Annotated in this window: 12 protein-coding genes; 4 read left to right on the top strand and 8 right to left on the bottom strand. The window is 69.3% G+C overall.

Annotated elements, in window-relative coordinates; genetic code table 11:
* Positions 1–6: 6 nt before the first annotated feature.
* Genes HWX58_RS14305 through HWX58_RS14340 form a run of 8 tightly spaced genes read right to left on the bottom strand, consistent with a single transcriptional unit; the run spans position 7 to position 8956 of the window.
* Positions 7–768, bottom strand: coding sequence for a DUF4913 domain-containing protein (locus HWX58_RS14305; protein WP_175988857.1), 762 nt, complete (start codon positions 766–768; stop codon positions 7–9).
* Positions 768–2555 carry a type IV secretory system conjugative DNA transfer family protein gene (locus HWX58_RS14310; protein ID WP_175988859.1) on the bottom strand — a complete coding sequence of 596 codons (1788 nt, stop codon included), beginning with the start codon at positions 2553–2555 and terminating at the stop codon, positions 768–770. Before HWX58_RS14310 ends, HWX58_RS14305 begins: the two co-directional genes overlap by 1 nt.
* On the bottom strand, positions 2552–4183 hold the full coding sequence (locus HWX58_RS14315) for a putative type IV secretion/conjugal transfer ATPase (RefSeq protein WP_175988861.1): 1632 nt from the start codon (positions 4181–4183) through the stop codon (positions 2552–2554). The genes HWX58_RS14310 and HWX58_RS14315 overlap by 4 nt, the downstream gene beginning before the upstream one ends.
* Positions 4183–5694 carry an SCO6880 family protein gene (locus tag HWX58_RS14320; protein WP_175988863.1) on the bottom strand — a complete coding sequence of 504 codons (1512 nt, stop codon included), beginning with the start codon at positions 5692–5694 and terminating at the stop codon, positions 4183–4185. Before HWX58_RS14320 ends, HWX58_RS14315 begins: the two co-directional genes overlap by 1 nt.
* The gene (locus HWX58_RS14325; protein ID WP_175988865.1) at positions 5694–7337 is read right to left on the bottom strand and encodes a TrbL/VirB6 family protein; all 1644 of its coding nucleotides are present in this window, start codon (positions 7335–7337) and stop codon (positions 5694–5696) included. The genes HWX58_RS14320 and HWX58_RS14325 overlap by 1 nt, the downstream gene beginning before the upstream one ends.
* A 1-nt stretch (position 7338) precedes the next feature.
* Positions 7339–8088 carry a DUF8175 domain-containg protein gene (locus tag HWX58_RS14330; RefSeq protein ID WP_175988867.1) on the bottom strand — a complete coding sequence of 250 codons (750 nt, stop codon included), beginning with the start codon at positions 8086–8088 and terminating at the stop codon, positions 7339–7341.
* Between the two features lie 11 nt (positions 8089–8099).
* Positions 8100–8402 (bottom strand): hypothetical protein, encoded by a 303-nt coding sequence (locus HWX58_RS14335; protein ID WP_005053787.1) that lies wholly within the window; start codon positions 8400–8402, stop codon positions 8100–8102.
* An 11-nt stretch (positions 8403–8413) separates the two neighbouring features.
* The gene (locus HWX58_RS14340; RefSeq protein WP_217703003.1) at positions 8414–8956 is read right to left on the bottom strand and encodes a DUF6668 family protein; all 543 of its coding nucleotides are present in this window, start codon (positions 8954–8956) and stop codon (positions 8414–8416) included.
* A gap of 220 nt (positions 8957–9176) precedes the next feature.
* Between HWX58_RS14340 and HWX58_RS14345 the strand changes: the two genes are divergently transcribed.
* The 4 genes from HWX58_RS14345 to HWX58_RS14360 form a co-directional block, all read left to right on the top strand.
* Positions 9177–9449: a helix-turn-helix domain-containing protein gene (locus HWX58_RS14345; protein WP_071644671.1), complete on the top strand. Its 273-nt coding sequence runs from the start codon at positions 9177–9179 to the stop codon at positions 9447–9449.
* 1 nt (position 9450) lies between these two features.
* A complete protein-coding gene (locus HWX58_RS14350; protein ID WP_175988869.1) occupies positions 9451–9990 on the top strand; it encodes a hypothetical protein in 540 nt (179 codons plus the stop codon).
* A complete protein-coding gene (locus tag HWX58_RS14355) occupies positions 9990–11072 on the top strand; it encodes a M23 family metallopeptidase (protein ID WP_175988871.1) in 1083 nt (360 codons plus the stop codon). The genes HWX58_RS14350 and HWX58_RS14355 overlap by 1 nt, the downstream gene beginning before the upstream one ends.
* 14 nt (positions 11073–11086) lie before the next feature.
* The coding region (locus HWX58_RS14360) for an AAA family ATPase (RefSeq protein WP_175988873.1) at positions 11087–12430 on the top strand (1344 nt) is incomplete at its 3' end.

Here is a 12430-nt window from a genome sequence, read left to right on the forward strand (position 1 = left end):
GTGCGCTCAGACGCCCGTAGGCGGCTCCTCGCGCAGGTCCGGGTACAAACCCTTCGGGGGTGCCGTGTACGGCAGCTCAGCGCCCTTCTGATCGTCGTTCGTGTTCACCCGGCCATCACCAGCCCCGGCGGCCGCGAACGGGCCGTGAGGGTCGAGCAGGACGCTCATGTGGTGCTCGGCGTGATCGCGGAACCAGACGCTCATTCCCGTCGTCGGGTCCAGGCGTAGATGCTCCCACGCCCGCCACAGAGCGTCGAGCCGAATCACGGCCTCCGGGTAGTTCCACCAGTCGGCCGCCCACACGCTGCGCTCCCCGTCGACGCGGCGACGGTAGTTCTTCACCAGGTACTCGCGCACGAACTCGTCGACCGAGCCGTAGTACAGCGCCGGCTCCTCGTCGGCCGGCTCCTCCTCGTCGAGGGCATCCATCGCCGCGGTGACCGCACGACGGGCGGCCGTGGCCGCCTGCGCTTGCAGCTCCTCGATCACTGAGGGGTCCAGCGCCTCGTCGACCTCGGCCGCGACGGCATCCTTCACCGCCGCGGTGATGGCCTTCTGCACCGCGGCGCGAATCGCCGGGGCCGCGAGGTTCGTCGCGACGTCGGCAATGTCGATCCCGAACAGCCGGCCGGGCTCGCGCTCCGGCAGCTCCGGCAGCTCGGCGTCGTCGGGGACGTCGCGCGGGTCGGGCTCGTCGCCCTCGTCCAGCTCGAACGGTTCCGCCTCGATCCCCTCGTCAGCGGGAGCGTCGCCCCAGTTGTCGCTCATCAGGCCGCCCCGTTCCCGTCGACGGTGGCCGCGACCTCACGCACCGACTCCTGCGCCTCGATGATCGTCCGCGACGCCTGCGGGTCGTGAGCTGCGATCGACGCCTTGACCTTCTCGACGTGCGGGCCGGTCATCCACGGCTGCGTGCGAATCAGCGTCGGGCGGTTCCCCGACGAGAGCACCACGGCGCGACCCTTCGGCATCGCGGCCAGGTCGGCCACGTCCAGGATGCGCTCACGGTGGAGCTGCTGATTCACGCTGCGCCCGCCACGACCGGAGGACACCGACGACGCCTGCCGGTCGTAGTCACCGATCAGCTTGGAGAGGCTTTCCAGGAACGCATCTTCGGAGACACCGCCGCCGTAGACCTTCACGTTCGAGGCGCTCCACAGCTTCCGCATGCCCGAATCACCCCACACGTCGACGCCCTGCGACCACGACTGCAGGATGGTCATCAGCACGATTCCGCGCGAGCCGTAGTGGCTGTAGAGGTTCGGCAGCTCGCGCCACCGGCACACGTTCGCGGCCTCGTCGAGGACGCCCAGGAGAGGCACCGACAGGCGGCCGCCGGCAGACCCGGCGGCCAGCTCCTCCGCGGCCTCCACCACGGCGACCGTCAGCGCCGTCACGAGCGGGCCGGCGGTTCCGCGGCCTTCCTTGGAGAGCGAGTACAGCGTGCCGCCGTCACGCACGAACGCGGCCGGGTCGAACTGCGGGCGCAGATCGGGCTCACCCTGCGGGTTCACCCACGCGGCCACCTGGCGGTTGGTCAGGCACGACGCCATTTGCTGCGCCGTGCCGTAGATGCCGCCGCGCTGCTTCTCCGGGGCGGTGATGACACCGCGCACCTGGTCGGCCGTCAGGTCGTACCCACCGCGACGGAGGATGCCGATCGGCTCCTCCTCCGTGGGGCGCGTCAGCCACCCGTAGACGTCCGTGATCGGCCGCGAGTCGAGCGCGGCCGCGAGCAGGAGGCCCGCAAGGAGATCCTGCCCCGCGGGGTCGAAGTAGGCATCCGTCTTGGCTCCGGGGTCGCGTGAACCGGACGCGAAGTGATCGGCCAGCTTGGCCGCGCGCACCTCGTCGGTGACGTAGCTGAGCGGGTTCCACCACCACGTAGGGTTCTCGAGCGCGATCCCCTGGGGATCGAACACCCAGACCGGGCCGGCCTCCGCTCGCACGTCGCGCGTCGCGTCGACCACATCGCGCTTGTTCGACGTCACGAGAACGCCCCCAGGGGCTTCCAGGATGGCCGGCACCGCCCGAGAGGTCGTCTTACCGGTGCGAGGCCCCCAGATGTCAATGTGCATGTCCTCCCAGGTGCCGTAGAGCGGCATCTGACCGAGCGTCTTACCGATCGGCACACCGAGGGAGCCGGTCACGCCGAGGCGGGTCGCCTGAGCCTGCGCGTTGCGCTTGCTCAGACCCTCGACGTCCTTCCCCCGGCCCATGTACGAGCTGGCCCGGTCGACGCGAGTCCGCCCCTTCCGGTAGCGGACAACGCCGATGATCGCGAGCACCACGAGCGCGAGGACGACCGCCAACAGGACGATGACGATCCACGTCGCGGATGCCGGCCACGGCACCCGCCCCATGACGACGCCGAGCGTGAACGCGAACGGGTCGCTCGGCAGCTCGACACCGGTTCCGTCGAGCTGGTGGCCGAGGCGCACCGCGACGTTGAGGACGACGATCGCCGCGACCACGCCGCCGATGCCGACGAGCAGCATCATCGTCTCCGCGCCGAAGCCGCCGGGATCGCGGCGGCGGTTGTTCGGAGTGCTCATGACGACACCCGCTCCTCGTGCTCCTCGACCAGCTCCTCGACGACGTGCAGCGCGCGCCGTCCGGTGCGGGACTGTTCGTACCACCGCTGATTCGTGTCGCGGATCGAGCGCTCAGCCTCCGTCAATCGAACCTCGACCGGGATACCCGGCCGAGTGCCGACCTTGACGAGGAACTTCCCGCGGCCGGGAGGGTCGACCTCGCGGCCCGACGCGGCATCCCAGGCGGGCGGGTCTTGCCAGCCGGTCAGAAGCTCTTGCTCGGCCTCCGAGAACGGGATGACCGTCGTCAGCTCCGGCATTTCCGTGTAGGGCAGGCCCGCGCACATCACCATGCCGGCGCGCTCGACGAAGCCCTTCGCCTTCAACCGGTCCTCCTCTGGGAGGGCGCTCAGGTCGGCCATCGTGTGCGAAATCATGGCCGTGCCGACACCCACCTGACGGTTCAGGCGGGTGAGGAAGTCGACGCGATCGACGATGCCGTTACCGGCGCGCAGCGCGCGCCACAGCTCGTCCATGATGACGAAGTAGTGCCGGCGCGGTTCCAGGCCGGCATCCGCGAGGACGTTCGCGATGTTCACCGTCGCGAATCCGTTCGACCAGCAGGCGAGCAGGGTCGCCGCGCGCAGATCGCCCTCAGCCTCACCGATGGCCGAAATGTCGTAGACCACCGGGCGGTCGAGGCGCATCGGGTTGTCGGTCGGCTTGGAGAACATTTCGCCCAGGCGGCCACCGCGGGAGAGGCTGATAAGCGACGCTTCCAGCCCGCGCGTGATCCGCTGATACTCGGCAAAGTCGCCGCGGTCGACGGCCACCTGGCGCAGCTCCTCCGGTCCTTGCTGCACGACGTTCAGCAGGTCGCCCAGCACCGGCACGCCGTCGAAGTTCCGATCGAGGTAGCGCAGCGCCTGGTCGACGATGGATTCCTCGACGTCGCTCGGAGCGGACTTGCGGAGGATCGTCAGCAGGGACGACACCATAGCCAGGCGGCGGCCGTGGGCGTCTTCCAAGACCTCGCCGGCCTCCTTCGGGAAACCGGCCTCAGTGAGCCGCTTCGCGGCGTCCTTCGCCTCGCCGGGGTCGAGCACGTTCAGGTGCCCGCGGCCACGGCCGAGGGTGATGACCTGGCCGCCGAGCGCGCGAATGACCTCCACGTAGTCGGGTCGAAGGTCGCCCAGGACGAGCGGCTGCACGCCGTAGCCGGCGAGGCCGATCGCCATCCGGGCGACGGCGGTCGACTTCCCGAGGCCGGGCTTGCCGAGCACGAACAGCGACGGGTTGCTGATGAGCTTCGCGCGCTGGAACCACGAAATCGGGTCGCAGCAGAGCGTCGCCCCGGTGTGAATGTGGCGGCCCAGCGGGACGCCCACCATCGGCGTGCCGGCACCGATCGCGTACGGCCACAGACCGCACACTTGCAACGTCGTGCCGCGCCACTCAGCCGGGGGCTGGATGAAGTTCGACATGCCGCCGCCGGGGCCGCTCCATCCGCGAGAGGACAGCGACCCGGCCGACGTCGACGAGCCAGCGTCGGCGTTCTTCCGCCCGCTGCGCACGAATAGCAGCGCGCCCACGATGACGACGAGGACGAGGCCGCCGAGCACGGCAAGGGCAATCTGATCAGGGGTCATCACACACGCTCCTTCAACGCCGCGGGGACGGCGACGTGCTTGCTCAGCACGAGGCCCAGAGGCAGCGCGGCGGCAAATGCGCTGTCCTGCGAGCCGTAGACCGGTCGCAGTCGGAGACGAGCTGTCGCGCCCAGGTTGTCGACCGCGGCGCGCGCGTCGGCCTCCTTGGCTGGGTCGATCACCGTCGCGGTGACGAGGATTCCGAAGTTCACCAGACCCGCGCCCGACGCCTCCTCAGATTCCGTCGCCTGAGCCGATCGCAGCGCGAGCGTGTCGCGAGCCGCCGGCTTGTTGTTCGACGTGGCCTTGAACTCCGCAGCTCGCACGTCCGACTGCACGAGCGTCGCCGCCCGCGCCGGGTCGATCGGCTTGTAGAGCAGCGTCACGCGCTTACGGGCAATATCCCGGTGCGGAGCCAGCAGGCGAGCGAGCACGCCCGACTGCACGAGCCCGCGGGGCGCTTGCGTCATCGCCCAGGTGACCGACTTGGCCGAGTCGTGACGGTAGCCGTCCCATCCGGCCTGAGCAGCCGTCGGGCCGACGTCGCTCCACCGCAGGTCGGGCACATCGCCGTCCGCGTGCGCGTCGTCGATCAGCGTCGCAGCCGCCGGGTCGTAGGCGACCCGGATCGTCTCGCACAGCTCTTGGGCCGACAGCGGGTGCGCTGCACCCGCGCCGGTCGCCTGCAACCCGGCCGTCAGACCGGGCAGACGAGCCGCGAGCTCGCGGGCCATTTCGTCGGGCTTGCGAGGCTTTGCGCCCTTCCGCGGCGCAGCGGCGAACGTCAGCGAGACGTACGCCTTCACCGTCGACGAGCCGGCCGGGTAGCTCAGTACAACCTCACCCAGCATCGCCTTGGCGAAGTCCGGGCCGTCGGGGTCGGTGTTCGTCTCGACCTCGCGTCGCAGCCGGCGACCCGAGTCGGGAGCCGTCTCGATCGTCACCGCGGCCGCCTCCATGTTCGGCTCATCACCGAGGTTGCGCAGCCAGTGACCCCAGTCGGCCACCCACAGGTCGACTTGCTCCTGGTCGACCAGCGCTGCGCCGTCAGGCTCGGTCCCGATCACGATCGAATACGTCTTGGCGTGCGGTGAGTAGATCATCGCGAACGGCCGCGCGTACGAGTCCTCATGCTCGGAGAGCTGAGTCTGCGCACCGAGGCCGGGGAGCTGATTCGTTCCCCAATCGGAACGACCCAGCGGGCCGGAGCGGTAGATGTTCGCCTTACGCCGCTTCGTCGACGTCCACGCGACGCGATTCGCGGTACGGGAGAGCACGCTGCGCCCGTCGCCGTCGCGGATCGTCAACAGCAGGATCAGACCGCCGAACACGGCGGCCGTGATGAAGGCGTTGAGGATGTTCGTCGTCATCAGGACGACGATCACGATCAGCAGCGCAACGAACATCAGACCCGTGCCGACCGTGCCGAGGCCGAGGAGGCCCGGCGACGTCGGCTGACGCCAGTTCCCGTAGGTGCGGACGCCCCTACGGCTTGTCTCTGCGGTTGTCATCAGCTCCCGCTCCCTTCACCTGTTGCCTGGTTCCCAATGTCTCGGGCGGCCCCAGCGGCCGCCTGTCCTGCTTCTTTCGCCGCGCCGATCGCGACGCCGGCCGCCATACCGATCGGCCCACCAGCGGCGCCGGCCGCTGCACCCGCAGCAGCTCCACCACCGGCAGCAGCTCCACCGGCCGCAGCGCCACCCGCGGCGGCTCCACCGCCCGCAGACGCCGCAGCAGCGCCCGTGCCGCCACCAGCAGCACCCGAGGACGCCGCGGCCCCTGTCGTGGCCCCACCGCCGCCACCAGCGCCGCTAGACGCCTGCGCAGCTTGCGGGGCAGACTGACCGCCACCGTTCGCCCCAGACGGGCCGGTAGAGCCCGTGGAGCCAGACGAGCCGGTCGACCCGGCCCCGCCCGACGAGCCGCCGCCCGAGCCCGTGGCGAGGCGACCCATCGAGGCCGCCCCCGTCGGGAGGGAGGCGAGAGCTGCGACGCCCAGCGCGCCGCCGGCACCCGCGGACATGGCCCCGACGAGCGGGGTCACGAATCGCATCAGAGCAGGCATCGCGAACAGCGCGAGCACCATCAGAATGAGGCCCGTGAGCACGGCTATGAAGCCCGTCCCGTCGTCCTGGAACACGTTCGTTCCCGCGAGCTGGAACGCCGCGGCGTAGACGATCGCGGCCGCCGGCTTGTAGAGGATGAAGGCGACGAGCCACCCCACGTTCTTCTTGAACCAGCCCTTACCCATTTCGGTGTTGGTGGCCGCAGCCGACAGCGGCAGGATGCCCGTCAGGATGACGAGCATGCCGCCACGCGCGATCATCAGCACGATTTGGAACGCGGTCGCAAGGATCGCGATCAGCCCCAGGATGATGATGAGGAGCGCCCCGAGGCCACCGGTTGCGGGGTTGGTCGTCAGGGCGAGCAACGTCGCGATGTTGTTGCCGAAGCAGGCCGTATCCGTGCCGACGTCGCAGTTCAGCGCGCCGTTCAGAATCCACACGGAGAACGAGTCGAACGCCGACACCAACAGGCCGACGATCGTCACGCCGGCACCCGCGACGACGATCAGAGTCAACAGACTCTTGATCGTGTCCTTGCCCGGCTCGGCGCGCTGCTCCCACGCCATCCGAACGCCGCCGATGATGACGGACACCACCGCGGCCGCACCCATGTACCACCAGAGCGACGACTGCAGAAACAGCACAGTGCCGCCTGCACCCTGTGGCCCGTTCGGCAGGAGGCCCGACACGAGCGCCGTTGCGCCGCTGATGAGGAAGATCGCGCCGAGCACGATTCCCATCCGCCCAGCGGCTTGGAAGCCCTCACCGTTACGCATCCGCGTTGCGATGAGCGCCCCAAGCAAGATGATCGAGATAGCAGCGAAGGCGATCGCGATCCAGGTCACCCAGCCGAGCACCGTAATGATGTCGTCCGAGTTCGGAGCCGTCGTGCCGGCCGCGATCGACGAGCCGCCACCTGTCCCGGTGAGGTTCGGCGTCCCCACGTTCACCCAGAGGGTGCCGAGCGACGCCACCGCCTTACCGAACGCTTCGAGAACGGCATTCGCCATGTTCTCGATCGCGTCGCCCACAGCGTTGTTGACGGCATCGCCTACGCAGGCGAGTGGGTCGGTGATACCGCAAGCCATGTCATGCCCCCCAGGGGATGTATCCCGACGTGTCGGGGATCGTCGCGAAATCGAACGGCGTAGAGACGTTGGCGTTGATCTTCCAATCGCCGTCCTCCCATACCAGCTCGTAGACGGTTGAAGCTGTGACGGTCGTCCCCTCAGAGGAGCCACGCACAGCGAGGTCGACGCGGGCGTTCTCGCCGTCGTAGGAGAGAACGCGGAAGCCGACCACCTGAAGGCGCACGCCCGACGAGTCGGACGTGGTGCCGACCTGTGACAGCACCGAATCGCGGAACTGCCCCTCACTCAGGGCGTACTCGATCCACGGCTTCACCAGCTCGGAGTCGGCAGGCACCGCGAGAGCGGTCGCGGCCGCGAACAGCGCTCCCTCCGGGGAGTGCTGGAAGCACATCGGGTAGCCCTCTGCGCCTGTGTCGGCAGGACCGTACGTCGTCGACGTCGGGTAGGCCACCGTACGGATGAAGGCCCATTCGGCGGCAGGCGCGGTGGTGACCTTGCCCGACAGCTTCTCGCCTTCCAGGCCACAGACACTAGCGCCGCCCGCAACCCCGGAAGGCTCCGGGGTTGGGGCGGCGCTCGTCGTGGCGCTGGACGACGGATCGGGCGCGGGCGGGCCGGCCTCGTTCCCGCGGTTCAGGTTGAGAACCGTCAAGACGATGGCCGTCACGATGAGCGCGGCCACCACCACCGCCCCGACGATGAAGCCGGGGCGGGTGAAGGGGTTCTGCTGGGTGTCGTCCTCAGCCATGACGGCTCCTCTCAGGCGTTGGCGAGGATGCCGACGAGAGCGGCACCACCGCCGATCACGATCGCTCCGGCCATCGGCCAGAGGATCTTCGGCAGGGCGTCGTGGCCTTCACCACGACGGAAGCTGACGGCGATGAGGATGCCGCCGACGATGATTGCGCCACCGACGACGACGTAGCCGATCCACTTCAACCAGGAGAGGATCGTCGTCACCCCTTCGGTGCCGGGAGGCTGTACCGGGTCGGGGTCGGGGATGACGCCGGCGATGTGAACGGCGGTGTCGGCCGCCGCGTGGAACACGTCGATAACGGACATGTGTCTGCCTTTCAGTTCGTGGTGCCGGCGGCACCGAGGAGTGCGGTCAGTTCGTCGACAAGTCGCTGAACTTCACGCGGAGAAGATGCGAGAGCCGGCGGCTCCCCCACACGCCATGCTTCGACCCACGGCACCGTCCAGGTGCGCGGGACGCCTCCGCTGACGACCTGCAAGAGGTCGCGCAGCGAACGAGGTACACGACCAGGTGCGTCAGCCATGACGACCAGGCCCAAGACTTCAACCGAGGGCACGAGGCCCGCCGCCCACTGACGCATCGCGTCCTGCGCGGCGCGCAGTCCCCGAGCGTCACCGCGTGCGACGAGCACCGTTCGCGCGGGCGTAGGAGAGGGCGTGCGCGGCCAGGCGTGGCCGGCCGCTTGTGACCCCGGCATGAGAGCTGCCAGCGTCGACTCTCCCGAGCCGCCGTGCGCCCCCACCCACCAGAGCGCGGCGGTCGTGCCGCGGTCGTGGATCGGGAGCTGGTCGACGCGATCCGGGGCAGGAATGCCCCGCTGCGGAGCCACAGGACCGAACGCATCGGGCACGGAGGCCACGGGCGCAGCTTGCGTAGGTGGCGGTGTCGTTGGCCGGGAAAGCCACGGGTTGAGCGGTTCGCTCATCTTGCCCCCCTAGGTACAGTGAGATTCACCCTTACAGGGAAACACTAACCCCGAACCCCCCAAAGATGGAAGGATCAACCCGAATGATCCCAAACCTGTACTTATCCTCCCGAATGAGTATGCTGGTCGCGTGGCCCCACCAGGAGGAATCCCGATGAGCAACGACGACGATCGAGACGCGGTCGACCGCCTATTCGACCAGAGCCCGCCGACGCTGGGCGCGACAGAGGTCGCGGAACGGCTCGGGGTGTCAGCGAAGAGCGTCTACGCCTGGCTCAAAGACGGACTGATCCCCGGCTACAAGATCGGCACAACGTGGTTCGTCATCCGTGACGAGCTGAAAGACACCCTGCGGAAGGGTGCCAACAAGAAGCGGGACACCGGCCCCGTCCTCGTCATCCGGCCGGAAATCATCCAAGGAGACTGATATGCGGAAGATCGGGCCGGCACTACTCGTCGTCGTCACCGCGGCGACCCTGACCGCCTGCACTGCCCCGAACGATGCGCCCGCGCCGACCCCCAGCGCCAGCAGCTCCGGCCCGATCTATCCCGACCTCGACCAGTTCACCCCCGCGCCCACGGGCGCGCTCGACGCCGACAGCGGAGAGACGCACGGCCCGCGTCCCGTGCCGACGTGGGATGACGAATCGCGCGAGAGCGCCACCACGGCCGCCGTGGCTGTGATGACCGCCTACGCGCGCCCGGATCTTCCGTTCGAACAGTGGTGGGCCGGCTTGCAGCCGCTCCTGGACGGCAAAGCGACCCAGGACTACGCATACATGGACCCGGCGCGCATCGTCGCGACGAGCGTTACCGGTCCCGCCGTCATCACCGACGACACCAGCGCCTACGTCGCGTTCGTCGACGTCCCCACCAACGCCGGCACCTACGGCGTCGTGCTCAGCCGCGCCGACGCTGACTCGCCGTGGCTCGCCTCCCGATTCATCCTCCCCGAGGGCGTGAACTAATGGCCGGCCCCAAGGGCAGCGGCGTCTACGCGATCGCCGCCGTCCCGCTCCTCGTCATGGGGTCGCTGTTCGGCTTGATGCTGATGGGCGACGACGAGTGCGGGCCGACTGCCGGAGGCGGCGGATCGAGCGTCTCGGTCAACCCCGACTCGGTGCCTCAGACCGAAATCGCCGGCTATGGCCACGAGCAGCTTGTGAACGCCGCCAACGTCATGAAGGCCGGCGCCGACCAGGGGTTGAACGTCCGCGATCAGACCATCGGCGTCATGACCGCGATGGGCGAATCCAGCCTCCGAAACATCGACTACGGCGACTGGGAAACCGGCGGCGTCACCAACCCCGACGGCACCCGCACGACCTCGATCGGCCTGTTTCAGCAGCAGGACGGATGGGGCACCCGCGAGGAGCGGCTAGACCCCTACATCTCGTCGACGAAGTTCTTCCAGGCGATGGTCGCGAAGGTTCCCGACCGCGAGTCGCTGGAACCGACCATCGTCGCCCACCGCACGCAGGTCAACGCCGACCCGTACCACTACACCCAGTTCTGGGATGGCGCGGTGCAGATCGTCGAAGGGCTCTCCGGCAAGACCACCGGCCTGAACCCCGGCGACGGCAGCGCCAGCGGCGGCAAGTGCGAGCCCGGCGTTCCCGGCAGCGTCAACGCCCAGGGCTGGGCCTCGCCCGGCGCTGGCCCGATCACCGACCCCTACGGGATGCGCCTGCACCCGATCGACAACGTGTGGCGACTCCACGCCGGCACCGACCTTGCCGGCGGCGGCTGCGATGGCCCGATCTGGGCCGCTCAGTCCGGTGTCGTGACGTTCCGCGGCTTCGACAGCGGCGGAAACGGCGTCATCGCGATCGACCACGGCGGCGGCGTCACCACCCGCTACCTGCACATGTACGACTCCGGGATGCTCGTCCAGGTTGGCGACAAGGTGACCGGCGGTCAGCAGATCGCCCGCGTCGGCAGCAGCGGACAGTCCACCGGATGCCACCTGCACTTCGAGGTGCAGGTGAACGGCGAAAACATCGACCCAGCCCCCTTCATGGCTGAGGTCGGAATCCAGCTCGGACAGTAGATCAGGAGACGACCATGAGCGGCATCGAAGTACCCACGTTCCCCAAGATCGAGGCGCGCACCCACGCGAACGGATCGGGAGAGGTCACGATCAACGGGACGTCATACCCGATCGAGACGACCACTCTCGAGGATGCTCGCGCGGCGATCCTCGCTCGCGTCGCTGAGACGGCCGGGAAGATGCAGCGCCCCGTCCGTGTGACCACGACCGGCCCCGACGGGGAGTGGCCGCTGATCGTCCACCCCGACGGCAGCGTGGAGGCCGACGACAGCCTGCCGGCGAACCCCGCGCCCGTCGAGGAGCCCGAGCCCGAGCCGGAACCGGCACCCGCGCCGATCGACAGCGTGCCCGCTCCCGCGGCCGCGCCGGTCGCTCCCGCGCCGGTCGCTCCCGCCCAGGCAGCCCCGGACGGCAACGCATGGGTGCGTCAGGCCCCGGTGCCAGCCCCCGAGTACCCGAGCCGCCGCGAGGCGCGGCAGTCGTTCCTCACGCAGGAGCAGATCGAGGAGCCAGCGACCCAGGGATGGCGCGGCACCTTGACCCGCTTCGGGATCCGCATGAGCCCCAACGACTCCGAGCGCGCCGAGCGCTCCGACGTCCTCGCCGTCTCGCAGCACTGGCCTGGCCCCCGCACGATCGCCGTCGTGAACGGCAAGGGCGGTGCGGGCAAGACCCCGACCACCGTCCTCCTCGCGGCCGTGTTCGCCCGCCACGGCGGCGCGGGCGTGCTGACGTGGGACAACAACCAGACCCGCGGCACGCTCGGCTGGCGCACCGAGCAGGGGCCGCACGAGGCGACGTTGCTCGACCTCCTGCCCCAGGTCGACCGCCTCCTCAGCACGGGGGCGCAGTCGGCCGACCTCGCCCACTTCGTGCACCACCAGACCCGCGACCGGTTCGACGTGCTGCGCAGCAAGCCGATGGCCCTCGCCCACGAACAGCGCGTGGAGCCGAGCGACGTCGACGCGATCCACGCCGTGGCCGCGAAGTATTACCGCCTGATCTTCATCGACTCCGGTAACGACGAGTCCGACCCGATGTGGCTGCGCATGATCGACCACACCGACCAGCTCGTGGTCGCCACCACCACCCGCGACGACCACGCCGAGGCCGGCGCGCTCCTCCTCGAAGCTCTCGCAGAGCGCGACGCCGGATCGGCCGAGCTGGCCCGCGACGCCGTGGTGATCGTCAACCAGGCCGACCCCAAGTCGACCCCGGCCGAGCTGGCGCGAGTAGCCGACGGCTACCGCTCGCTCGCCCGTGAAGCCGTCACCGTCCCCCACGACCCCGCAATGGTCGACGGCGTGCTGCGCTTCGGCTCCCTGCGCCCCGCCACCCAGCGAGCATGGCTGGCAGCC

The organism is Microbacterium tenebrionis, from assembly GCF_903645325.1.
GTDB classification, from domain to species: domain Bacteria; phylum Actinomycetota; class Actinomycetes; order Actinomycetales; family Microbacteriaceae; genus Microbacterium; species Microbacterium tenebrionis.

What these genes read in the sequence shown, in the direction of transcription:
- HWX58_RS14305 (WP_175988857.1), bottom strand. Translation starts at nt 768, where the DNA reads ATGAGCGACAACTGGGGCGACGCTCCCGCTGACGAGGGGATCGAGGCG.
- HWX58_RS14310 (WP_175988859.1), bottom strand. Translation starts at nt 2,555, where the DNA reads ATGAGCACTCCGAACAACCGCCGCCGCGATCCCGGCGGCTTCGGCGCG.
- HWX58_RS14315 (WP_175988861.1), bottom strand. Translation starts at nt 4,183, where the DNA reads ATGACCCCTGATCAGATTGCCCTTGCCGTGCTCGGCGGCCTCGTCCTC.
- HWX58_RS14320 (WP_175988863.1), bottom strand. Translation starts at nt 5,694, where the DNA reads ATGACAACCGCAGAGACAAGCCGTAGGGGCGTCCGCACCTACGGGAAC.
- HWX58_RS14325 (WP_175988865.1), bottom strand. Translation starts at nt 7,337, where the DNA reads ATGGCTTGCGGTATCACCGACCCACTCGCCTGCGTAGGCGATGCCGTC.
- HWX58_RS14330 (WP_175988867.1), bottom strand. Translation starts at nt 8,088, where the DNA reads ATGGCTGAGGACGACACCCAGCAGAACCCCTTCACCCGCCCCGGCTTC.
- HWX58_RS14335 (WP_005053787.1), bottom strand. Translation starts at nt 8,402, where the DNA reads ATGTCCGTTATCGACGTGTTCCACGCGGCGGCCGACACCGCCGTTCAC.
- HWX58_RS14345 (WP_071644671.1), top strand. Translation starts at nt 9,177, where the DNA reads ATGAGCAACGACGACGATCGAGACGCGGTCGACCGCCTATTCGACCAG.
- HWX58_RS14350 (WP_175988869.1), top strand. Translation starts at nt 9,451, where the DNA reads ATGCGGAAGATCGGGCCGGCACTACTCGTCGTCGTCACCGCGGCGACC.
- HWX58_RS14355 (WP_175988871.1), top strand. Translation starts at nt 9,990, where the DNA reads ATGGCCGGCCCCAAGGGCAGCGGCGTCTACGCGATCGCCGCCGTCCCG.